22 protein-coding genes are annotated in these 22,514 nt (G+C 35.0%); 8 read left to right on the forward strand and 14 right to left on the reverse strand.

Annotated features, from left to right (window positions below; genetic code table 11):
• Positions 1-330: 330 nt before the first annotated feature.
• Positions 331-1,704 (forward strand): DHA2 family efflux MFS transporter permease subunit, encoded by a 1,374-nt coding sequence (locus IV57_RS10570; protein WP_057881491.1) that lies wholly within the window; start codon positions 331-333, stop codon positions 1,702-1,704.
• 170 nt (positions 1,705-1,874) lie between these two features.
• Positions 1,875-3,005, forward strand: a complete 1,131-nt coding sequence (locus IV57_RS10575; protein ID WP_057881492.1) for a GGDEF domain-containing protein — start codon at positions 1,875-1,877, stop codon at positions 3,003-3,005.
• Positions 3,006-3,049: 44 nt separating this feature from the next.
• Here IV57_RS10575 and IV57_RS13450 read toward each other — a convergent pair whose 3' ends face one another.
• The 9 genes from IV57_RS13450 to IV57_RS10615 all read right to left on the reverse strand — a co-directional run bounded on the left by IV57_RS13450 (position 3,050) and on the right by IV57_RS10615 (position 11,578).
• Positions 3,050-3,184: a hypothetical protein gene (locus tag IV57_RS13450; protein WP_269083228.1), complete on the reverse strand. Its 135-nt coding sequence runs from the start codon at positions 3,182-3,184 to the stop codon at positions 3,050-3,052.
• Between the two features lie 195 nt (positions 3,185-3,379).
• The gene (locus IV57_RS10580; protein ID WP_057881493.1) at positions 3,380-4,843 is read right to left on the reverse strand and encodes an MFS transporter; all 1,464 of its coding nucleotides are present in this window, start codon (positions 4,841-4,843) and stop codon (positions 3,380-3,382) included.
• Positions 4,844-4,989: 146 nt separating this feature from the next.
• Positions 4,990-5,874, reverse strand: coding sequence for a metallophosphoesterase (locus tag IV57_RS10585; protein ID WP_057881494.1), 885 nt, complete (start codon positions 5,872-5,874; stop codon positions 4,990-4,992).
• A gap of 23 nt (positions 5,875-5,897) precedes the next feature.
• Positions 5,898-6,911, reverse strand: a complete 1,014-nt coding sequence (locus IV57_RS10590) for an ABC transporter ATP-binding protein (RefSeq protein WP_057881495.1) — start codon at positions 6,909-6,911, stop codon at positions 5,898-5,900.
• Positions 6,912-6,915: 4 nt separating this feature from the next.
• The gene (locus tag IV57_RS10595) at positions 6,916-7,695 is read right to left on the reverse strand and encodes an ABC transporter permease (RefSeq protein ID WP_057881496.1); all 780 of its coding nucleotides are present in this window, start codon (positions 7,693-7,695) and stop codon (positions 6,916-6,918) included.
• Between the two features lie 2 nt (positions 7,696-7,697).
• Positions 7,698-8,456 (reverse strand): ABC transporter permease, encoded by a 759-nt coding sequence (locus tag IV57_RS10600; RefSeq protein WP_236704358.1) that lies wholly within the window; start codon positions 8,454-8,456, stop codon positions 7,698-7,700.
• Between the two features lie 95 nt (positions 8,457-8,551).
• Positions 8,552-9,628: an ABC transporter substrate-binding protein gene (locus tag IV57_RS10605; RefSeq protein WP_057881498.1), complete on the reverse strand. Its 1,077-nt coding sequence runs from the start codon at positions 9,626-9,628 to the stop codon at positions 8,552-8,554.
• 263 nt (positions 9,629-9,891) lie between these two features.
• Entirely contained in the window at positions 9,892-10,821 is a 930-nt protein-coding gene (locus IV57_RS10610; protein ID WP_057881499.1) for a DUF7916 family protein, read from the reverse strand.
• A gap of 112 nt (positions 10,822-10,933) precedes the next feature.
• Positions 10,934-11,578: an SDR family oxidoreductase gene (locus IV57_RS10615; protein WP_057881500.1), complete on the reverse strand. Its 645-nt coding sequence runs from the start codon at positions 11,576-11,578 to the stop codon at positions 10,934-10,936.
• A gap of 247 nt (positions 11,579-11,825) precedes the next feature.
• On the opposite strand from IV57_RS10615, the gene IV57_RS10620 reads away from it, so the two are divergent.
• A complete protein-coding gene (locus IV57_RS10620) occupies positions 11,826-12,248 on the forward strand; it encodes a MarR family winged helix-turn-helix transcriptional regulator (RefSeq protein WP_057881501.1) in 423 nt (140 codons plus the stop codon).
• A 12-nt stretch (positions 12,249-12,260) separates the two neighbouring features.
• Positions 12,261-13,199 carry a nucleoside hydrolase gene (locus IV57_RS10625; RefSeq protein ID WP_057881502.1) on the forward strand — a complete coding sequence of 313 codons (939 nt, stop codon included), beginning with the start codon at positions 12,261-12,263 and terminating at the stop codon, positions 13,197-13,199.
• A gap of 675 nt (positions 13,200-13,874) precedes the next feature.
• Here the strand turns inward: IV57_RS10625 and IV57_RS10630 are convergent.
• Complete coding sequence (locus tag IV57_RS10630; RefSeq protein WP_057881503.1) at positions 13,875-15,458, reverse strand: SLAP domain-containing protein; 1,584 nt, start codon at positions 15,456-15,458, stop codon at positions 13,875-13,877.
• A gap of 161 nt (positions 15,459-15,619) precedes the next feature.
• Here IV57_RS10630 and IV57_RS10635 point away from each other — a divergent pair, with 161 nt between their 5' ends.
• The 4 genes from IV57_RS10635 to IV57_RS10650 all read left to right on the forward strand — a co-directional run bounded on the left by IV57_RS10635 (position 15,620) and on the right by IV57_RS10650 (position 19,078).
• Entirely contained in the window at positions 15,620-16,519 is a 900-nt protein-coding gene (locus IV57_RS10635; protein ID WP_057881504.1) for a PhzF family isomerase, read from the forward strand.
• A gap of 131 nt (positions 16,520-16,650) precedes the next feature.
• Positions 16,651-17,289: a TetR/AcrR family transcriptional regulator gene (locus IV57_RS10640; protein ID WP_057881505.1), complete on the forward strand. Its 639-nt coding sequence runs from the start codon at positions 16,651-16,653 to the stop codon at positions 17,287-17,289.
• Positions 17,290-17,311: 22 nt separating this feature from the next.
• The gene (locus tag IV57_RS10645) at positions 17,312-18,013 is read left to right on the forward strand and encodes an SIR2 family NAD-dependent protein deacylase (protein ID WP_057881506.1); all 702 of its coding nucleotides are present in this window, start codon (positions 17,312-17,314) and stop codon (positions 18,011-18,013) included.
• Positions 18,014-18,097: 84 nt separating this feature from the next.
• Complete coding sequence (locus IV57_RS10650) at positions 18,098-19,078, forward strand: helix-turn-helix transcriptional regulator (RefSeq protein ID WP_057881507.1); 981 nt, start codon at positions 18,098-18,100, stop codon at positions 19,076-19,078.
• Here IV57_RS10650 and IV57_RS10655 read toward each other — a convergent pair.
• From IV57_RS10655 to IV57_RS10670, 4 genes are all read right to left on the reverse strand, one after another.
• On the reverse strand, positions 19,075-19,467 hold the full coding sequence (locus IV57_RS10655; RefSeq protein WP_057881508.1) for a hypothetical protein: 393 nt from the start codon (positions 19,465-19,467) through the stop codon (positions 19,075-19,077). The two genes, IV57_RS10650 and IV57_RS10655, sit on opposite strands and share 4 nt — an antisense overlap.
• A gap of 243 nt (positions 19,468-19,710) precedes the next feature.
• Positions 19,711-20,091, reverse strand: coding sequence for a hypothetical protein (locus tag IV57_RS10660; protein WP_057881509.1), 381 nt, complete (start codon positions 20,089-20,091; stop codon positions 19,711-19,713).
• Between the two features lie 158 nt (positions 20,092-20,249).
• Positions 20,250-20,729, reverse strand: a complete 480-nt coding sequence (gene rlmH / locus IV57_RS10665) for a 23S rRNA (pseudouridine(1915)-N(3))-methyltransferase RlmH (RefSeq protein WP_057881510.1) — start codon at positions 20,727-20,729, stop codon at positions 20,250-20,252.
• A 391-nt stretch (positions 20,730-21,120) separates the two neighbouring features.
• Positions 21,121-22,500: a S1C family serine protease gene (locus IV57_RS10670; protein ID WP_057881511.1), complete on the reverse strand. Its 1,380-nt coding sequence runs from the start codon at positions 22,498-22,500 to the stop codon at positions 21,121-21,123.
• Between the last annotated feature and the right edge of the window lie 14 nt (positions 22,501-22,514).

Here is a 22,514-nt window from a genome sequence, read left to right on the forward strand (position 1 = left end):
ATCAAAGTGTTAATTAGTCTGGAATAAAAATTGGAAATAGGGTCAGCCATGAAATTCTACTTGGTCAGCGTACTTTGGAGGCCTAGTAGAAGGCTCGATTTCAAACCAACTCCGAACTTGAGTTGGTTCGAAACGATGTCCATGGCGTTCCGCCCTATTTCCGATTTTTATGGAAGACGGGAAGTTAAGGTAACTTACGTTCCAACTAATCATAAATAAAAACTAGTTCAAATGAATCTTTCTTTTATTTTCTGAAAATTAATTTGACCAGCCTATTTGCAATAACTAAACTAAATAGGTTACAACTTTTTAATTAGGAGCACTAAACACATGTCAAAACAAATCAAAAAATCACTTTTCATCATGGTCTTTGGGACCTTCTTCGGTGTTTTGTGCTCAACTTTAATGAACACAGCCTTGCCAACTTTTATGCGAGTCTTCCATGTTAATTCATCAACTGTTCAATGGCTGACGAATGGTTACACTTTAGTAAATGCCATCATGATTCCTACTAGTGCTTATTTTATTAAGAAATTTTCTTTTAGACACCTCTTCATCGCCTCCAGTTCAGTTTTCTTAGTCGGAACAATTCTGGGAGCTATTGCCAGTTCCTTCACGACTGTTATCATTGGAAGAATGATTCAAGCAATTGGTACCGGCATGATGATGCCTTTGGTCAATGTATTGGCTATGCAATATACCACTAGAAACAAACAGGGAGCTGTTATGGGGATTATTGGACTAGCTTTTAACTTCTCCCCTATTATCGGTCCAACGCTCTCAGGTATCATTTTGCAGTACTTTCCATGGCAATACCTTTTCATCTTGATCTTGCCCTTTATTATTGCTGTCGTTCTTCTAGCCATTTTCCAATTGCCTCAGATTGAAACTAACCAAAATCCTAAATTTGATGTTCCCAGTTTAATTACAATCAGTTTAGGTTTGCTTTTCTTACTAACCGGTTTTTCCAATATCGGTCAAGCTAACTTCTTTTCATTTAACGTCATTGGCTTCACGGTTATCGGTTTAACTTTGATAGTTATTTTTTCAATCATGGAAAATAAAACACCAAATCCTATCATCAATTTTTCGATTTTCGAACATTCACAATTCACAGTCGCCACTTTTATCAATATGTTAATTGTCTTAACAATGTATGGAAATACAATCCTTTTACCACTGATGATTCAAATGATTTTACATAAGAGTCCTTTGATCTCCGGTTTAGCACTCCTTCCTGGAGCACTTCTAACTGGTTTTATGTCTCCAGTCAGTGGTCGCCTCTTTGATAAATATCCTGTTAAAAGAATCGTTTTAACTGGTGTTTTGATTGATTGTTTTGGTACCTTCTTACAAGCGGTTATTGATGTTAATGCCTCAGTATTAATGTTGACTCTCGGACAGATGATTAGACAGTTAGGTTTGGTATTAATTCTCATCCCGATTCAAACTCATGCTCTAAGTTCCCTACCTAAAAAATATATTTCTGATGGTGTCGCAACTTTTAATACTTTACGACAAATTGCAGCATCTTTTGGAACAGCCATTATTATTGCCGTTATTACGATGACTGATAAAATTATGACTGGCAGCACCGTCAATCAAGCAGTTGGTATTCAAGCAGGATTTTTATCCTGTCTAGCTTTCTTGCTCATTGCTCTAGCTTTGACTTTCAAATTGCATCACCACGACATAGTAGATTAAGCCAAAAATAGTCACGATTATTAAATCGTGGCTATTTTTCGCGAAATTTGTATTCCAAACACTCTATTTTTAATACATTTCGTCATAATTGGTTATTAAATTGTAAATTGATAATGATTATAATTATTATATTAAACGATTTTATCTTTAAACGATGGAGGAACTTAAAATTGCTAACAAGTTTAGTCTTAAATCGCACAATCTTGATAACCAGCTTATTCTTCATTATGGGTGTTTTTGTAGTCTTTCAAATTCTTTTTGCTGGGGTTAAAAAGGCCTTAAACGTTAAAAATAACAATATCGATGAATATACTCTGAGAACTATTCTAGGAATTATTTATATTCTATCCATACTTTTTATAATGCAAAGTTCTATTACCAATAAACATTATTCTTGGACCTTTGTTAATTTTCAACTAGTTGCCGTTATTTTCTATACAGTAATTTTGAATGTCCCTTTTAAATTCCATATGTTCACTCCAATTGTGCTAGCTTTTATGCTCTTCAATTCGGCAGTTTCTAGTTGGCAATCTTGGTGTTTAGCAATAATTTTAATTTTATTCTATAATTCACTGAATTATATTAAGGATCATACTGACAAGAAGTTTCCTTTTATGTTGTATTGGTCATCCAGTATCTTCTTTGGAGCTGCTTATTGGTTTTTTATAAATTTAAAATTCTCAATTGGCAATCCCATGTTCTTAACCGAAATTTTTTATCTAGCCATTCTCGAGTTGTTTACCTTTGGCTATATTGCCATTCTTTATTCGGATGTCGAATCTCGAACAGCCTTATTTAAGGAAGCTACTCATGATAAATTAACCGAGACCTATAATTATGATGCCTTTGATATTGATTTCCGTTCTAAATTTAATAAAAACATGAGTGCTAATTCCAAATTTACCATGATGATGTTTGATATCGACCACTTTAAGAATATCAACGATACTTACGGACATCTAGCTGGTGACAAAGTTCTCCAGAATGTAGTTACTACCGTACAGAAAGTCATCAATAATCGAGATCCACTTATTAAACTTTATCGCACTGGTGGCGAAGAATTTAATATTATTTTCCCTAACTATGATCTTGCGCAAACAACGGCTATTGTCCATGAGATTTTTACCACTGTTAATCATTCTGATATGATTATTGATGGACAAACTATTCACCTAACCATTTCCGTTGGTGTTTCTGAAATTAGTGAATCAGATGGCTCCGTTAATGACTTCTATTCACGAGTTGATAAAGCTTTATACCATTCTAAGAAAAATGGTCGAAGTGCCATTACAGTTGCATAAAAAAAGAGACTCAACAGATTAATCTGTTGAGTCTCTTTTTTTAATTATTTTGCTTCTTTAGTATCGCGACTCTTTAAAAAGTCAAGAACGGCTTGCGTGTTAGCGCGCTTTGTAGCACCATTTTTTTGGTTTACAGGACGGCGGTGGCCAGTCATACCTTTATGTGTATTTTGTGACATTTAAAAAACCCTCCTTCCTGTTACTCATTTAACTTATTTTATTAACCCTATTATTGTAAAGGAATCTTACAGACATTTCAAGCAAAATTTTCACTTAAATTAAAGATCATACCAATAAAAAAAACTAATCAATTACCATCTTGATCAGTTCTTTTTGTATCAATTGTTTTTAACCAAAAAGACTTAGCGACTAGTCTATTCAGTTACCGTGCTATCACCCTTGTTAGACAAAGGTTTTGATTCTTTGGCACTAACTGTTTCTTCATTCTTACCATGCACACGAAGTGCAAAGATGAGTCCCAAAACAGCTAATACTAATGTAAACATAAATCCGTAGTGAGCGCCATTAGTAAATGCTAATTTTGCAGAATGTCCACCATTAGCAAAATAATTTGCTTGACCAGTACTCAATAGAATTGTTGCGATACCAGTTGCAACGGCACCGATAACTTGTTCAAAAGTATTGATAATAGCTGAACCATCAGCGGATTGATAAGCATCCAACGAATTCAAACCATAAGTTTGAGCTGGTGACATAGCTAATGGGACACCAATCATAATTAAAATATGAGCAATAATAATGTACCATAAGGCACTATTTGAATTACTGAATAAAAACATGATTGCACCTAAAGCAGATACAATAAAACCGATTCGTGTTAACCATTTAGCACCGAGACTATCATAGGCACGACCGGCACCGAAGGAAACAATAGCGTTAATAATACCACCAGGTAACATAACGACACCGGTTAGGGCAACAGCGACACCTAGCCCATTTTGAAGATACATTGGCAAAATATACATTGCTGACAATGTGATACCAAAGTTCAACATAACTAGAATTGAGCCAGTTAAAAACTCTGGCTTTTTCAAAACAGCAAAATCTAAGGTTGGAACATCAGTTTTCAATTGTTGTCTAGCATAGACAAACAAGAGAACCAAGCCCGCAATCATTGCGACAATTGCTACAGGAATATTATTACTTAAGAAACTGACACCGAAGATAATCAAACCAAAACTGATTGTTGATAAGAAAATAGCTAACCAATCAATTTTAGGTTTGGATACTTCAAAGACATTGGTCAAATTAATTTCCATAAAAATCAAACCGATAACTAAGAAAACAATGAATAACCAAAAGATAAATCTCCATGAAGAAACACCCAAAATGATACCTGAAATAGTGGGTCCAATAGCAGGAGCAAACATGATAACTAAGGCTGCCATCCCTAACGCTGCACCCAATTTATTAGGTGGAAAAATCCTCATTGCAATCGAGAACATCAGTGGTAAGAAAATACCGTTAGCAATACCTTGAATCATTCTACCCATTAAAAGCATTGGGAAGTTTACTGCAGTGGCGGCAATAATTGCACCAACCATAAAATCAAGCAAGGCAAATCTAACTAATCCACGCGTTGAAAAATGTTTCGTCAATAAACTTGAAAGTGGTAAAACAATTGCCGTAACCAACATATATCCAGTAACCATCCATTGGACCGTTCCGGTTTCGACATTAAAAGCTTTCATAATAGATGGAAGGGCAATATTTAGTGAGGTTTCACTGAACATACCGACAAATCCACCGATAAGAACACCCATCATAGAAAGGAACGGGTGAAGAGGTTTTGTATTAATTTTTTGAGTTTGACTCATAGTTACCTCCAATTGTTGCAACAGTGGATTAATATACCAGAAAAAAACATTTTTCGTAAGTTTTTTCTGAAATTATTTGACATTTTTCTGCAATAAGTAGCAAAAAAAGCTATATTTACGTAATTTCGTAAATATAACTTTTATTTTTACGCTTCAAAAAGTAAATTTTTTCTCTGCATACCATCACTATAAAGATCATATTGTGTCACTCCACGAATCAAATCACTTTTACAATTATAGCCAGTTACATTTCCATAATTTAATTGAATTCCAGCATAAGATCCAGAAAAATTATTAAAATGGTCATGGCCTGAAATCATAGCTTTGATATTATTTTGATTCAAAATTTCATGAAATAAACCTGAATTCAAATCTGGTGAACAAACTGGTTCACCAAAACTACCAGTGATTTTTTCACGATCAACCATTTTATACTCTGGTATTGGAATATGCATGAAACCAATATCAAATGTTTCAGCTGCATATGATTTCGATACATCAACATACCAATTGATTTGATCTAGATCAATTGCAGCATATTGACTAACTTCGGACCACCGAGAATACAGACCACTGTCCCAAACAAACAACTTGTTCACCACTTCATTAGTTGCCTGATCCAAAACCTCCAACGTATAATTCTCTTTTTCACCAGACATGAAAACATTAGTTTTAGTAGCCAAATGAGTTAATTCATTTTCAAAATCACGTAGATAATCTCGACCAAATGGGCCTTCTGTATCATGATTCCCATAAGTAATTGCCACAGGCGTATCAAATTCATTCAATAAATTATATAGAGATTTCAAATCCTTACGCGGTTCCTCATTATCCTTACCCCAAATCAAATCACCAGTGATCATGAATAAATCAAATTCATTTTTTTCTAAAACTGATTTTAAACGATTCAAAGTCCGTTCATTAATTCCATTTAAGGGACCACCATCACCTTCTAAAGGATGATTACCTAAATGAATATCCGTCAACTGACAGATTTTAAAAGGATGACCATTTTCAACGTATAATTTCATTTTTAATTCCCCATTAAATATTTTTAATTTAATTGTAAAATCTTTGCCTTATTAATAAAGACCTTAACTTGCGAACCGATTTTCAATGGCAAAGTGTGATTCAAAGCTTCCATTTTTAATCGTAAAGTATCTTTAGCAATTACATATTGAATTCTGTTTCCGTAATTTACTGCACTGATAATTTGACCATTACATTCAACTTCATCGGCAATTGATTCAGCAAGTTTATTTAAAGTAATTGATTCTGGTCTAATCAAATATTTTTGCTCTAAAGACAGATTATTAATCCCTAGACTCTTTAATTCACTACCAGAAAGAATGTTGTGATCACCGATAAACGTAGCCATAAATTCATTACTAGGTTTGGTATAAATATCCCAAGGCGCTCCCTGCTGTTGAATTTTACCATCCGAGATAACCACTACATTATCAGCAATCGCCATTGCCTCAGCCTGATCATGCGTCACGAAGATCATCGTAATACCTAATTTTTGCTGATATTCCTTAATCTGTTCACGTAATTCCACTCGAATCTTGGCATCCAAAGCACTCAAAGGCTCATCCAGTAGCAGTAACTTGGGCTTCATGATCATTGAACGAGCTATCGCTACACGTTGTTTTTGACCACCTGACAGATCATCAGGAAAACTGTTGGCTTTTTCATTCATATTGACCAATTTCAACATATCTTCAACACTCTGTTTAATTTCTGCTTTACCAATTCTTTGAGCCTTTAAACCATAGGCTACGTTATCAAAGACACTCATATTTGGAAACAATGCATAGGATTGAAATATGACTCCAATATTCCTTTTATTGACCGGCAACTCAGAGATATCTTTACCATCCAAAAGGATCTTCCCTTGGGCATTTCGATTCAATCCTGATATTGACCGCAATACCGTTGTCTTCCCACTACCACTTGGTCCCAAGAAAACTGTAATGGCGTTCTCTGGAATAGATAAATTCAGATTTTCAATAACTGTCTCTTTACCAAAAGTTACGTTTAAATTCTCAATCTTTAAAAATTCACTCATTCGATTAACCTTTCTTAGCCTTGCTTGTCGTTCTAATTAGAATTGCTGACAGAATACTTAACATAATAAAGTAGATAATTGTTAACACACTTCCTGCATTCCCGTTAACAGCCATCAATCGATACATGTAGATTTTTAAAGTTATGTAATTTCCACCAAGGAACAGGTTAGTGATCACATAGTCACCCAAACCAGCACTAAATAGTAATAGTGTCGATACGATCAATCCAGTTTTTATGTTAGGAACAATCACAAACATGAATGATTTAACTGGGCCATAACCTAATAATTGGGATTGTTCAAACATTGACTTGAAATCTTTTGAGATAAAAACATTGTTCAAAGTTTGATATACCAATGGCAAACTCATAACTGACAAGACCATCACTAAAATCACAATTTTAGGAATTGGAATATCTTTATACAACTGGATCAATCCCGTTACCAAGATAATACCGGGAATAATGAATGGTAGCATCGTTATATAACGCATCTTAGCTTTTAATTTTTGATTGTAAATATTCATATAAAAAATCACGGGAACAAAGATAACCAGCCCTAGAATGGTTGTAAAAATCGACAGAACTAATGATCTTAAAACAACATTTAGAAATTCCGGATTAAATACTAATTGCGCATACCATTTGAAGGTCAATCCTTCTGGCAAAACCGTATTGATCCATGATGTTGAAATTGAATACAGAAAGGTTGCGACAATTGGCAACAGAAGATAGATAAATATAATAGTCAAAATAATTTTAGGGGTTCTTTTTTTAACCTTCATTATCATTTACCTTCCGTTATTCTTTTCGTTCTAACTAATAAATTACCCATAATAACCAGTGCAATCATAACGAGTCCAAAAACAACTGAGAGCGCGCCTGCTAAGGGAATATTACTTGTAATCTCTCCACCAATCAGTGAACCAATAATAGTTGAGATAAATGTTATGTTATTCCCTGTCAAAGCAAATACAGTTTCATAAGTTCCCATTGCGTTAGCAAAAAGAATAATTAAAGTTTCAACCAATCCTGGAACTAAAACCGGATAAATGACTTTCTTTAAAAAGAAACAATTACTTACGCCCAAAGTATCTGAGGCCTCTTTCCAACCTTGATCAATTTCTTCAAAAGTTGGATAAAGGAACAGAATTCCCAAAGGAATTTCGAAAAATGAATAGGCAATAACTATTCCCAACCATGAATAAACATTGATTGAACCCAAGATATTAATATCTAATGATTTAGAAATTACATGTAAAACTCCTGAATTACCTAATAGGATAATCAACGAGAAAGCCAATGGAACTCCAGCAAAACTTGATGCCAAGTTAAAAATGGTCACTAATGATTCTTTAACAGAGGATGACATTTTTGTTAAAGACCAAGCACCCAATATCGCAATCACTTCACTGAAGAGTGAGGCTGATAGCGACAAAGTCAAACTGTGTCCAATCGCATTTCGATAATAATGATTAGTGAATAATTCTTGATAATTCATCAATCCCCATGAACCATCTTGAGAATTAAAACTGGATATTATCATTACCCCAATTGGAAAAATTAAAACCAAGCAGATAAGTAATACGAAAAGTAAGAGGAACCTGTTTTTGAGACTCATCTTCATCACTATTTACCCCACTACTTTGTTACTTCAGATTGCCATAATTGGCCAAGTTTTAATGTCGTCTTGTTCCAAACATTATTATCTTTAACTGTATAAACTTTGTGATAAGCACTAGCTGGTAATAATTTAGCCTTTACTTCTTCTGGTAATTTAACGTCATCCCTGATTGGACGTGCATACCCCTTGGCAATGTTTACTTGACCAGCATCGGACAAGATGTAATCTCTAGCCAATCTGGCAGCATTAGGATGGGGAGCATATTTATTAATAACTTGCGAATCACCACTCATAACAGCAGCATCAGAAGGAATAATGACTTCAAATCTTGATTCATCAATCATGTGTCTAGCTGTCAAAGCTGTAAAGTCCCACATAATACCAACGTCTAATTCGCCCTTCTTTAAATTTTGAACATTTGTATCAACTGAAGAAAGACGTTTTTGTTTTTGCAAACTGCTGAAGAAATCTAAAGCTGGTTTAACATTACTTTCATCTCCACCAAACGCATGTGCAGCAGCCAAAATAGCATATTGAGATTGCGCTGCTGATGCTGGTTTTGATCCAACTGAAACTTTATATTTACCCTTTTTCAGATCAGCCCATGACTTTGGAATATCTTTTTCGGCAACATTCTTCTTATCGATAATAAAAGCCGTTGTTCCCTTATAAGCATTCATCCAGTAGCCATCTTTGTCTTTAGCCCAAGCTGGAACCTTATCCCAATAAGTACCCTTGTATTTAGATAAAATCCCTTTTTTCTGTGCGGTTGGCGAAACGTTCATCCCAATATCAGTAATATCAGCGGTCGCATTCTTACCTTCTGTTTCAAATTTATGGATTGCCTCGGCACTATTCATATCCGTATCAGTATGAGAAATACCATATTTAGTCTTTAGATCATGCCACGAGCCACCCCAGTTAGCCCAGTCATCAGCCATACCGAAAGATACAACTTTCTTTTCTTTTTCAGCGGCTTTTTGGATCACTTTAGGATCATTTGAGATTGAAGCTGTTTTATTTCCTGAACAACCAGCTAAGGTTGTAACTGATAATAGCGCTAATAAACTTGCTGCAATAAATTTGTTTTTCATTTTTGATAACCCTCCGATAAAGAAATTATCAGATGGTTATATATTTTGTGTATATAAAACTGGAATAATTTTTTGATTGAATGACCGATTTATCATTACAATTAATTTACTTATATTATTATTGCCAACACTATCAGAATGGGGACCTTGAACTATTAAAATATTTTCCGAATGAAAAATAATTAATATTTTTAAATTTTTATTCTTAATCTAAATTAGACGACAAAAAACACTCATTATCAGAAAATGAGTATTTTATTTCACTATCGATTAATCGAACGGGCCATTCTTACAATTGCATGTCGTTCGCCCCGAATTGCCTTGCTCAAAGCATAAATATTTTCAGTCGGTGCTTGAATTCCCCATGCAGCATCACCGATATGTTGGATATCAACCCCAGCCACTTTATTTCTAATAGCAATATTTTGAATAAAACTGCTGCCTGAGCCTTCTTGACTAGTGCCAATTGTACTCATTACTAGAGCGCCTTTACTATGTGCCACTTTAACAATTTCCTTTAACTCAGCATCATCAAATTCAGGAACAGTTCCCACGGCAGGTACTAAAATAACATCGGCACCGGCCTTTAAGAATTCTTCAACCGAAGCTTTACTAACGACTGGTTCATTAACGCCAGCCCCATGCATTTTCCCAGCAATTACTAGACCTGAAAAAACTTTTTTGGCAATTCTAATATTATTCGCAATTTGTTTGTTGGTTACGCCAGTTCCTGGATTCCCCGTCAAAACAACAAAATTGAAACCAAGCTTCTCTACTTCTTGAAGGGTTTTTTCACTGGCCATTCTGCCTTCGGGAATAATAAGGCGATCTTCGGTCATATCGGCTTTCGGATCGACCGGCTCTAAATTTACGCCAATTGGACGACCAACTAATTTCTGCAAAAGGTGGATACATTCGCCATCACGATGAACTTTGGCAGTTGCCATCGTTTCTTCATCATCGTAAAGTCCCAAAATAAGCGGATTTAAAACATCAAGCGCATTTAGCAAAATCAAATCAGCTCCAAATGCTGCAGCTATTTCTGAGGTAGTAATACCATCTAACGGTTCATGGACCACTACATTTTCGCTTAAAACCACTCGTCCTTCACTGGCTTTGATACTTTGCTTTAATTCAGCACCATTCATCGCCAACATCTCACTCGTATTAGCACTGATCAATCGTTTAACCATTTTATTTTCTCCTTCGCTTTATGCAACCGATTACAAAAATACCATAGCATATCTAGCCTTAGACACCAAAAAAAGTGCTACCTTAATACGGCAACACTTTTCAATCATTATATTAATACCAAGCTGGTTTATCACCATCAGTATTAGGCTTATTTACACCAATTGATTCGCGTTTAAATTTATCAGGATCTTGTGTAATGTCAACAACCACTTGGGCAATCGATCTTCTTGATACTTCTGTACCCTTGAAAGATTCACCCTTTTGAGTTACTTCGTAATCAACCTCTGGCTTGTCAGTTAACCAAGCTGGGCGAATAATCGTATAATCAAGATCAGATTCTTCAATAACCTTAGCTGCAGCAGCATAATTAGTAATATAGCTTCCCAAAGTACTGTTGTTCCATTCACCAAATTTACCGGGTACTTCATCATAAATACCCAAAGTTGAAATCCAGATTAAACGTGTTTTATTTGTCGCATGCATTGCTTTGACAACCGCACGAGCTTCACTTTCGATGTTTCCACCTGCTAAGTTAGCATAAACAACATCAACGTCTTTCATTGCTTCACTCAAATTATCAACATCAGTTGCGTCACCTTCGATAGCTTCAACCAACGTATGTGAGTCTGCAAAATCTTTTAAACGTCCAGCATCTCTAAGATACAATTTCAAGTCTGAGTCAGTTGTATCAACAAAAATATGTTCTGCTAAACGAGCAATTTTACCATTAGCACCTAAAACTAAAACTTTAGCCATTTATTTTTCCCCCTGTAATTTAGTTTCTATAGTCCAATATAAGAGAGTTTCCCAATTTATACAAAGAATGTTTCTCGCCAGAGTCAGAATGAACATAAATTAATAAAAACCTAGCTATTATAAAAATAATATCAGTCTAAAATGACTATTTAGTATTTCATTACCTGACCAGATTGCTCTTCTCAACTGAACTAAAAACAGAATGTTATAATCATTTTGTAACATTTTGCTCGAAGGAGGATACCTTATGACGAGTGACGTGGCCCATTTGCTCAAAGTAGCATCAAATGAAATTTCCCGTGGTATCAACACTTTTGCTAGTAAGTACGGCTTAACTGGCACACAGGTGCAAATAATTCACTATTTAGCTGATACTGACAATGACAATATTTATCAAAAAACGATTGAATCTGAATTCAATATTCGACGTTCAACGGCAACAAATATTTTGAAAACTATGGAAAGAAACGGTTTAATATTACGCCGCAGCGTTAAAAATGATTCACGTTTAAAAAGAATTGTTCTATCCGACAAATCCAAGGAAATGCAGGACGCCATTGACAAGTTTATGACTTCCAATGACCAAAAGATTTTATCTACTTTGGGCACCCTTGAACGACGGAGCTTTGTTCACGCACTTAAAAAGATTCCTCAAAAATTAAAAAAGTGAGGTACAAATTTAATGACAAAAGTAATTATGGATTGTGATCCAGGTATTGATGACGCCATTGCCTTAACTGTTTTATTAGCACATCCTGAGAAGGCTGATTTAATCGGCGTAACCACCGTTGGTGGAAATGTAAAACTCGAATATGTCACTCAAAATGCCAAGAAACTTTTAACCTTTTTAGGATCACATGCCGAACTTGCATCTGGTCAGGCCACCCCACTAGTAAAACCAGTTAAAACTGCAGGTGAAATTCACGGTAAAACTGGAATGGAAGGTTATGACTTCCCTAATAACAGTTTAGATTATCCTTTGACTAGTCATAACGCCGTTACATATATGTATGAACGTATTAATAAATCATCTGAAAAAATTAATTTAGTTGCCACAGCCCCACTGACTAACATCGCTTTATTATTAAAAACTTTCCCAGAAATCAAGAATAAAATTGAACATATTTACATTATGGGCGGTTCAACCTTACAGGGTAATATCACTCTAGCCGCCGAATTTAATGCCTATGTTGATCCTGAAGCTATGGATATTGTCTTTAATTCTGGCTTGCCCATTACCCTTTCCGGTCTGAATCTAACCGAAAACAAAGCCTATTTAACCATGGATGAGATTAAAAAGATTAAAGATTTAGGACATGTCGGCGTTATGGCCAGCTCAATCTTAGATTTTTATGCCTCTGCTGAACTAGCCAAGGGTATGACTAAAATTCCGATTCATGATGCTTGTGCCGTTATCAGTATGATTGCTCCAGAATTATTTACGAAGAGTCATACTTACTCCATGGATGTTTCACTAACCAATGATCAATATCGAGGTATGACTTATCCCGACCGTCGAACCGATGCTCCCATCAAAAATCAAATCAAAGTCCTAGAAGATGTTAATCGTGAAGCCTTTGTAAAATTCATTTTTGATTCTTTAGCCAGTTATGACAAATAAGTTTCTAAACAAAGTTTGGTAGTTCTTTCTGAAGTTCGGTTAGGACGTAAATTAATAAAGTTATCCTTATAATGCCGCTCTCCACAAGGAAGAAAAAATTGGCTGGAACATAGCGGGCACAACTTGGAACCTATCATCAATGCACAAGGCATTGACAATAGTTTTCAAGCTTGGCCTTTTACTAATCCGGCAAGATCAGCCGAATAAGTAAAATCTCGCTATTGAGCCATTTTTTCTTCCTTATTCCGAGCTAAGTTATTAGTTTCTATACTATGATATATAATTGAAAACCTTTTTTATAATACTGACTTTAAATAGATATTTAGTATTAAGATGTGTCTTTCTAAGAATAAGCAAAAATCCTGTATTGACTGAAGAATATCAGTTAATACAGGATTTTTGAGTTAAAAATATGTTTTTTCATTAATAGAAACAAATAAGTACAGTGTTAATTAGTCTGGAATAAAAATCGGAAATAGGCTCAGCCGAGAAATTCTACTTGGTCAGCGTACTTTGCTGGCCTAGTAGAAAGCTCGATTTCAAAACAACTCCGAACTTGAGTTGGTTCGAAACGATGCTCTCAGCGTTCCAGCCTATTCCGATTTTTATGGAAGACGGAAAGCTAGGTGCCTTCAATTTAACAGAACTTTAGTAATAACTCATTCTTAATTAAATTTATTTCTTAACATTAGTAGCAAAATCAGGTTCGTAGATTGAATTAGTCTTCAAGTTAAGACCGCTGTTCAAACGAACATCAGAGATCCAAACCCATTCGTTTGATGAAACTTGACCCCAGTATGAACCATATTTATTAACAGCTAATTTAGAAATTTTCCATGAACTGTTTGCTGGTAAAGTACGATCATATGAGTTTGTAGCGGTGTTATATGTTTTAGATGCTACGTTGGTTGTTCCAACTAAACCATGACCTGGTGTTGGAATAGCTGCATCAGTACTTGTCTTTTTAGTATTAATTGACATGCCAGATGCTAAGACCCATTCATTAGTTGATACTTGATAGTAAATTTGGTTATTAGCATGCAATGCGTTACCAAGTTTCCAATTGCTACCTTTGGCAAGAACTTTACCAGTATCGTTACCGTTATTATCAATTACATTAAGATTTGAAATAGTTGTCCCGATTTTACCAGTATCTGTACTTGTCGTAACATAACTGTCACCGGCTGTGGTGTTGTTAGATGTATTGTTATCAGCAAAATCTAAATCAGTTGTTAGAACCCATTCATTAGTAGCAATTTGGTAGAAAGTTTCTTTGTCAGCACTAAGAAGATTACCGACCTTCCACTTGCTGCCCTTTGGCAATGTAATACCGGTACTTTTACCGCTACTATCAACGACATCTAAGGTTTTATTGGCTGTACCGGCTTGACCTGCACGAGTATCAGTTGTGATATAGCTACCTGGAGTAGTTGCTGTAGTTGTATTAGCATTATTGGTATTTTGATCAGCAACTGAGATATCAACTGCAGGTACCCATGCGTTAGTTGATACTTGATAATATGTTTGTTTATTAGAGTGTAATACTTGTCCTAATTTCCATTGGCTGCCACTTGGTAATGTTTGACCGGTACTTTGACCTTGGTTATCAACTATATTTAAAACGGCTGTAGCTGTACCGACCTTACCGGTATTTTCAGTTGTTTCTATATAGTTATTAATAGTATTAGTTGTATCAACGGTGTTAGTTGCGCCAGTGCTTTGACCATCAACTGAAACATCCATTGCGGAGATCCATTCGTTAGTCGAAATTTGGTAATAGACTTGCTTATTAGAATGTAATACATTCCCTAATTTCCATTGGCTGCCACTTGGTACGGTTCTGCCGGTACTGTTACCGTAATTATCGACAATATCCAAAACTTTATTAGCTGTACCAACTTTACCTGCATCAGAATTAGTAGTTATAAAATTATTAGCTACTTTTCCACCAAATGTATCAACTGGATTGGATGAACCATTTACATTGGTCACAACTGATGCGGGAACATATTCGTTAGTTCCTACTTCGTAATGAGCTACTCCATTAAGAGTGATTTGAGGTCCTAACTTCCATTGACTACCACTTGGTAATGTTACCCCAGTAGTTTTACCATTAGTATCATAAACCGGTGTGGCAGTAGTTAAAGTCCCAACTGCATCGGCACTAACGCTTTGTTGTGGTAGAGCACTCAAAGCAGCTGGTGCCATCATAATAGCAACCGCTGAAGCCACTAAAATTTTATTTTTTGTATTTTTCATTGTCCCTATCTCCATAAAAAAATAATCTCGTTTAATATCCACTTCTAATTTTATAATTCCCTTAAATGATTACAATTGATTCTTAAGAAACGTAAGAAAACTTTACAAATATACTATGATTAGATAAATAACCAGATATATCTTTGGAGGTAAAAATTTTTATGAAAAAATATCGTATTTATCAAGTTGATGCCTTTACTCAGACTAAATTGGCTGGCAATCCTGCTGGAGTGATCACTAACGCTGATGGTTTAACTGCAATTCAAATGCAACAAATTGCCCGCGAATTAAACAACTCTGAGACTGCCTTCATCGTTCGACCAACAACTTCAGACGCAGATATTCGCATTAGATTTTTTACACCAACAATGGAAGTACCTATCTGTGGTCATGCTACGATCGGTGCCAATTTTGCTCGCGCTATCGAAAACAATCTGGATTCACAGACAATTATCCAACAAACTGGAGCTGGTAATTTACCAATCGATATTTTAAAAAAAGCCGATACTTATCAAATTACGATGACTCAGGGTAAAATCCGTGTCGATCAACCACTTTCTGATAATATTCAGAATAAGATTCTCAGTGCTTTAGGTATCACTGCACAACAACGAAACTCTAATTATCCTATGGCAATCGCCTCTACTGGCGCTCCTAAAGTTATGATTGCACTTGATAACCAAGAAACACTTAATAACCTTGAGCCTGATTTAGAGGCCTTAAAGGCTATTACTCCTGAAATAAATTGTAACGGCTACTTTGTTTTTACAATGAACCCCAGTCAAAAGGATTTGATTCATGGACGCATGTTTTCACCAGCTAATGGTATCAACGAAGATCCTGTCACTGGTAATGCCAACGGTCCCTTAGGTGCCTATTTGGTTAAATATGGTTTAATCGAAACCCAAGGAAATATCCTAGAATTTAATGTCATTCAGGGTGAGAAAATCAATCGGACAGGGACAATGCTGGTTCGAGTTCATTTAGATAATGGTCAACCAGTTAAAATTCAAATTGTTGGTAATGCAGTTATTGCTTTTTCAACTACACTTGAAATGTAAACAGAGCTTCAAATAAATATTTCATTCTTCTTTATGAAACAAAAAGAACGATATTTGTTTCAATTGTTGCATTTATATTACAAAGGTACTATACTTCCCTCCATCGAGTAAAAGTTCGCTCGGAGGTTATTATGACTACTAAAAGGGAATTATTGTTACATCCCGTAATTACTAAAATCAATCAAAGTGGTTTTTCGAATTTGAAGATGGACGATTTTATCAAAATCATGCCCGCCAGTCGGTCAACTGTCTATCGTTATTTTTCATCTCGCGAAACCATTATTGAAGCGGTAGTTGATGAATATATCAATTACATCGATCAATTCAAAGTTCCTCAATCTAAAACAACCGAAACTGAATGTGTTATTGGATTTCAAAAATTACTCGAACAAGCAATTGTTTTTAACGGTGAGCTCAATCCTCTATTTCTCAATGACCTAAAGATTGAATTTCCTGCCGAATTTAACCGCCTGCAAAATTCAATTATCAAACATGATTCTGAGGCAAAACATTTTTATATAAACGGTCAAAAGAACCAGTTCTTCAATCAACAAGATATTCAGTTGTGGATCCTACAAGATAAGGTTATGATTCCGAAATTGCTTGATCCTCAATTCCTATTTGTAAATAATTTAACTCTTAAAAAAGCGTTGACTAATTATGCCACAATGAAAGCTCAACAAGTATTAGTACCCACACTTTTACCAAAATTTGATTTAACTTTTTTGAATCCTATCGTTAAGAAAATTAGTCAACGGTATTCTAATTAGTCTTTAATTTGGAGGTACTGTGATGTTCCAAATACATACAAAAAATTCAATCGAACAATTTTCCACAATGTTAAAAAGAGCTAATAATGCCTATGTTATTACGGGAGCCGGTATCTCTACTTCAGCTGACATCCCTGACTTAGAACACTTATCATCTTCAATCGATATTTCTTCAGAAACAGCCTTAAAAAATGACCCACAACAATATTACGCTGAATTCCACAAACTATTTATTGATCCGGTTTTTGAAAATGGACCGACCGACAGTCATCGTTTTCTGGCTAAACTTGAGGAAGACGATTTAATCAAGGGTATCGTGACTACCAACATTGATTTTCTTCATGAACTAGCTGGTAGTAAAAATGTCGCCGATATCTGGAGTAACCTCAATCGCAATCATTATTTGAAATGTGGTCGAATTTTTCCTATCGAAACGTTAAAAAGTGCTGTTCCTACTTGTCCCATTTGTGGCGGCCTATTAATTCCTGATCCCGTTTATCGTCACATCGGAATTGACGAAAATGCTTATCTAAGAGCTAATCAATGGATGAAACAAGCTGACCTTGTTATTACAATTGGTTCAAATGGTTATTATGACAATATCCCCAACGACATTAACGTTATTAATATCAATCCTAAAAGAAATCATTTTGATCAACGTGCTCAACTAACTATTCATAGCAAATCTGATTTAGTATTTGATCAAATTTATGATTATTTATAAAAAAAGAAGCCAAATGGCTTCTTTTTTTATAGCGACATTATTTGACGTATTAATATGCTAATCTATGTCTGAGGTAAGTAATCAATGAATACAACAATGAAGGTTTTCTTAAAACTTTTAGAATGCAAAAGTGCTCCCACTAAAGACATCGCTCAGAAATTAAATCTTAACGTTCGTCAAGTTCAACGAGCTATTCAAGAAATTAAAATAGCTTTTGATAGTGACCCATCATTAAACAAATATTTTGAATTAAAAAAAATTGGTCACAACTATTCCATCAATCAACGTTATCTACTACAAACTGACCAAGTCTTAATTTTAATAAAAATTCTGGTTGCCAGTCGTTCTTTGAATAAAACTGAACTCCCTGGTCTAACTAACCAAATGTTAAAAATGCTTGATCTTGATCAGCGAGATATTGTGAGTTCTTCTATTATGAGTGAATTAATAACTGATAATTTCATTAGTAATCACAGTAATCGTATTGAGGTTCTCGGTAAATTGGAACACTACATTTTCAAACACGAAAAAATCAGTTTCCAATATACTGACCATGAAGCACTAGAAAATCCCACTACCGAAATGGTTGAAATGCTGCCAGTTCATACCTTCTTTGATAATCACTACTTTTTTGTTGTGGGTATGCTCAAAGATTCTGGCGAAAATAAAACCTTCAGAATCGATTGGATGACAGATATCAAAAAAATCCACGTTAAACTTCCTGTTGATTACAGTAAACATCACGATCACGGTAAAGAAACCCGTTACGAAGCTTACGGTTATATCGGTAAAAAGGCTTTGACTAGAATCCGCTTTGAATATTACGGCTATATCGAATACATCAAAGATGAGTTTCCGACTTGTAAAATCATTAAGAAAATCAATAAACCCAATCGTTTTCCCTTTTCAGTTTACATTTTAGAAATTGAAGTTAAATATTCAGATGGTATAAAATTATGGCTATTGGGCGAAACCACAATTTTACGGGTACTCTCCCCACAATATATCGCCGACGATATCAGAGATACACTCTTTGAGGGTTATCAACGATACTTAGAAAATTAGAAAAAATCAGTTTGTTCTTTTAATTTTCTCGAATTAATTGTATGTTTTTTTATCAAATCTTTGCCCTCACTAGAATTAGCTTTGTAAAAAATCATATCGCCATCATCTGTCAAAATATTACCAGTTTTATCTAGTTTATATTTAACTTCTTGTCGATTGATCGTCATTATTTTGTCGCTCTTAATTTCAATATTCAGCGCGCTTTTGTCATTAACTTGTGAATCACTATCTGAAGTTCCCTTACCTTTGTTCCCTTTAATTTCTAGGACCGAATACCACGTGCCGTTATCACCAACGTACTTTCCAGCAAGTTTATTTCCGCAAGCTGTCAAGGTAAAAATAAAAAGCATCCCCATCAAAACTAATACAATATTACGTAATTTCCCCATATTTTCCCCTTTGTTCTTACAATCCAGAACAATATTAGCAAAAGGAACCGACAAAAAATGTCGTAATAAGTCGGCATGATAAAAAAATGGAATTTAATTCAAAAAATTTGGGACATAACATAATTTTTTCCGCTTAAAATAATAGACCGTAGTAATCAAAGAACGATTACTACGGTCTATTTTTGCCTTAATGCTCGAGAGTTGGCTATGTTATATCCTAGTTTAGATGAAATAAAATACTGATTATAAACCACCGTTGTTAACTGCACTGCTCATTTTATTCTGAATTCGTTTCGCTTCATCAGACTTTTCAGCATAAAGAGTCACGCCGTTATCAAGTACAACATTTTTATTCTGAATTTTATAGCCATAAGTGTCGCTACCAATTGTAATCTTACCTTTATCTACAGAAACATTCTCTGTATCAGAACCATTTGCCATCGCCCTCAATGTTGAGTTAGGAATTTTTTGAGCTTCTCCTTTGTTATTGTCGACCTTAATAACAATGTAATTATTTGATCCCTCACCAATAAATTGTCCTTTAATTTCTTTATGACAACCGGTCAAAAATGAAACAAATAATACCCCCACTAAAACTAATAGTGCATAACGTAATTTACGCATAAAATCATCCTCCATATATTCAATCCTTAAATAGGATATCAAGATGGAGCGTCAGTATTCGTCGCATCAACTTGATTATTAAAATAAATGTATTTTGTTATAGTACAAAATCAACCTACATAAAAAGCAGTCCAAATTTGGACTGCCTTTTTCGTATTTTATTTGTGATATGTTCGATGATTAATAATCATAAAGGAACGATAAATCTGTTCAGTCAAAACTAATCTCATCAATTGATGAGGCAAAGTGAATTTTCCAAAACAAATACTATAATCGGCTCTTTTAGTAACTTCCGGACTAACACCTAATGATCCCCCGATAACAAAAGTAATATCAGATGTTCCATATGTGGATAAGTCGTCAATTTTTTTAGCCATTTCCTCAGAGGTCAGTTCTTTTCCACGCAAATCTAGTAAAATTACATATTCCTTATCTTTAATTTTGCTTAATATTCGTTCCCCTTCAACTTGCTTGACCTTAATGTCTTGGGCATCACTCAAACTCTCAGGCGCCTTTTCATCTTGGCATTCAACTATTTGAAACTTACAAAAGGCTCCTAAACGCTTGGCATACTCAGCAATACCAGCTTTGAAGTACTTCTCTTTGAGCTTCCCGACCGTAACCATCTTTATATTCATAATAAAAATCTCCTTAATATTTATCATACGAAACTATCCGGTAATTGCCAAATTATTTTTTAAATCCGAATTATCATGATATTTTATTTTTACACAACATAATAAAAGTTTGTCTATTCGTGTGAAACATTACTTATTGTATACATATCAGTAATGAAAATAATAATCTAACTTTTAAGTTTCATTTTATTAACAATTTCGCGCCATTCTGTGGATAACTTTTTAATCTTGATTTTCTTAAATTCTAAAGACTTATACACAAGTTTTGCACAGCTGTGGAAAAGACAATATTATTAATCTCCCTAAAAAACGAAATAAATCTTTAATCATCAATAAAATGTTCAAAAAAAAGCGTGAAACCCCTATTAGTTGGTTTCACGCTTAAATTTAATTATTCTGTTGTTTGCTTAGTTAAATGAACCTTAGCAGTATTCAACTTACCATTACGGTAATATTGAACATTCACAGTATCACCAACTGAATGTGAATATAATGCTGTGTGTAAGTCAGCAACTGAAGTTACGGTCTTGCTACCTAACTTAACGATAACGTCGTACTTCTTCATGCCCGCAGCCTTAGCAACTGATCCAGCACTAGTACTGTAAACTACCACACCTTTAGTTACACTAGTTGGTAATTTCAAGCTTGATTGAGAATCATCAGTGATTTGATCAAGATCTAAGACCTTAACTCCTAATGATGGTCTTTCAACTTTACCGTTTTCTACCAATTGATTGATTATCTTCACAACTTCATTACTTGGAATTGCAAAGCCCATTCCTTCAACAGAAGAACCATCGGTACTTGAAGCCAATTTCATTGAATTGATACCAACAATTTGACCGGCACCGTTAACTAATGGACCACCGGAATTACCAGGGTTGATAGCCGCATCTGTTTGTAAAACAGTTGCTTGACCAGTCGCCTGACCGGTATTTTGATCTTGAGTCGTTACGGTTCTATTTGTAGCTGAAATGATACCTTGGGTAACGGTTGTAGCGTATTCACTTCCAAGTGGTGAACCAATAGCAATTACTGGATCCCCTGGAGTTACGTTGTCAGAATTTCCAAATGAAGCTGTAGCTGGAACCTTGTTCCCAGGAATCTCCAAAACGGCTAAATCTGTTGCTGTATCAGTACCGACTAACTTAGCGGCAATCTTAGTTCCATCTTCTAGAATGATTTCCAACGAATCAGATCCAGACACAACATGGTTATTGGTTACAATATAACCTTTTCCATTTTGTTTGGCATAAATAACACCAGATCCTTCACTATATTCCTGTAAATTACTATTTTTTGATGATGAACTTGAATTAGCGTTGGCATCTGAATTACTGCTGTCGCCACTTTCATCGGCCTGATCTTGTGACTTAGAATTATCTGATGACCCACTGTCACCAAACAAATCACCAAATATCGAAGAGATATTACCATCACTCGAACTTTGTTCCTTTTGCTTCTGCAAATTGATTACGGAAACTACCGCACCATTAACTTTTTTGTAAGCACCAGACATCGAACTCGATGTATTAACTTTGGTGTTACTTACTTGAGTCGTACCAGCTGAACCATTGCTAGTTGAAGCTGTATCAGAAGCGTTATTGCCAAAATAGGTGAAGCCTACAAAAGCAATTACCACACCTAAGGCAGCGGAGATAAAGGCTACAATCCCCGTCTTAAGCAAAGAGTTATTTCCGGAATTCATTTTTGAACCTCGCTTTTTTTCTTCTACTCTTGATTCAGGTTTGTCATTTTTATCATTATTCATCTAATATTCACTCC

The organism is Companilactobacillus kimchiensis (assembly GCF_001438805.1).
Lineage (GTDB): Bacteria > Bacillota > Bacilli > Lactobacillales > Lactobacillaceae > Companilactobacillus > Companilactobacillus kimchiensis.

What these genes read in the sequence shown, in the direction of transcription:
- IV57_RS10580 (WP_057881493.1), bottom strand. Translation starts at nt 4,843, where the DNA reads ATGAGTCAAACTCAAAAAATTAATACAAAACCTCTTCACCCGTTCCTT.
- IV57_RS10605 (WP_057881498.1), bottom strand. Translation starts at nt 9,628, where the DNA reads ATGAAAAACAAATTTATTGCAGCAAGTTTATTAGCGCTATTATCAGTT.
- IV57_RS10610 (WP_057881499.1), bottom strand. Translation starts at nt 10,821, where the DNA reads ATGGTTAAACGATTGATCAGTGCTAATACGAGTGAGATGTTGGCGATG.
- IV57_RS10585 (WP_057881494.1), bottom strand. Translation starts at nt 5,874, where the DNA reads ATGAAATTATACGTTGAAAATGGTCATCCTTTTAAAATCTGTCAGTTG.
- IV57_RS10635 (WP_057881504.1), top strand. Translation starts at nt 15,620, where the DNA reads ATGAAAAAATATCGTATTTATCAAGTTGATGCCTTTACTCAGACTAAA.
- IV57_RS10630 (WP_057881503.1), bottom strand. Translation starts at nt 15,458, where the DNA reads ATGAAAAATACAAAAAATAAAATTTTAGTGGCTTCAGCGGTTGCTATT.
- IV57_RS10625 (WP_057881502.1), top strand. Translation starts at nt 12,261, where the DNA reads ATGACAAAAGTAATTATGGATTGTGATCCAGGTATTGATGACGCCATT.
- IV57_RS10640 (WP_057881505.1), top strand. Translation starts at nt 16,651, where the DNA reads ATGACTACTAAAAGGGAATTATTGTTACATCCCGTAATTACTAAAATC.
- IV57_RS10615 (WP_057881500.1), bottom strand. Translation starts at nt 11,578, where the DNA reads ATGGCTAAAGTTTTAGTTTTAGGTGCTAATGGTAAAATTGCTCGTTTA.
- IV57_RS13450 (WP_269083228.1), bottom strand. Translation starts at nt 3,184, where the DNA reads ATGTCACAAAATACACATAAAGGTATGACTGGCCACCGCCGTCCTGTA.
- IV57_RS10595 (WP_057881496.1), bottom strand. Translation starts at nt 7,695, where the DNA reads ATGAAGGTTAAAAAAAGAACCCCTAAAATTATTTTGACTATTATATTT.
- IV57_RS10620 (WP_057881501.1), top strand. Translation starts at nt 11,826, where the DNA reads ATGACGAGTGACGTGGCCCATTTGCTCAAAGTAGCATCAAATGAAATT.
- IV57_RS10645 (WP_057881506.1), top strand. Translation starts at nt 17,312, where the DNA reads ATGTTCCAAATACATACAAAAAATTCAATCGAACAATTTTCCACAATG.
- IV57_RS10590 (WP_057881495.1), bottom strand. Translation starts at nt 6,911, where the DNA reads ATGAGTGAATTTTTAAAGATTGAGAATTTAAACGTAACTTTTGGTAAA.
- IV57_RS10655 (WP_057881508.1), bottom strand. Translation starts at nt 19,467, where the DNA reads ATGGGGAAATTACGTAATATTGTATTAGTTTTGATGGGGATGCTTTTT.
- IV57_RS10670 (WP_057881511.1), bottom strand. Translation starts at nt 22,500, where the DNA reads ATGAATAATGATAAAAATGACAAACCTGAATCAAGAGTAGAAGAAAAA.
- rlmH (WP_057881510.1), bottom strand. Translation starts at nt 20,729, where the DNA reads ATGAATATAAAGATGGTTACGGTCGGGAAGCTCAAAGAGAAGTACTTC.
- IV57_RS10660 (WP_057881509.1), bottom strand. Translation starts at nt 20,091, where the DNA reads ATGCGTAAATTACGTTATGCACTATTAGTTTTAGTGGGGGTATTATTT.
- IV57_RS10600 (WP_236704358.1), bottom strand. Translation starts at nt 8,456, where the DNA reads ATGATAATATCCAGTTTTAATTCTCAAGATGGTTCATGGGGATTGATG.
- IV57_RS10570 (WP_057881491.1), top strand. Translation starts at nt 331, where the DNA reads ATGTCAAAACAAATCAAAAAATCACTTTTCATCATGGTCTTTGGGACC.
- IV57_RS10650 (WP_057881507.1), top strand. Translation starts at nt 18,098, where the DNA reads ATGAATACAACAATGAAGGTTTTCTTAAAACTTTTAGAATGCAAAAGT.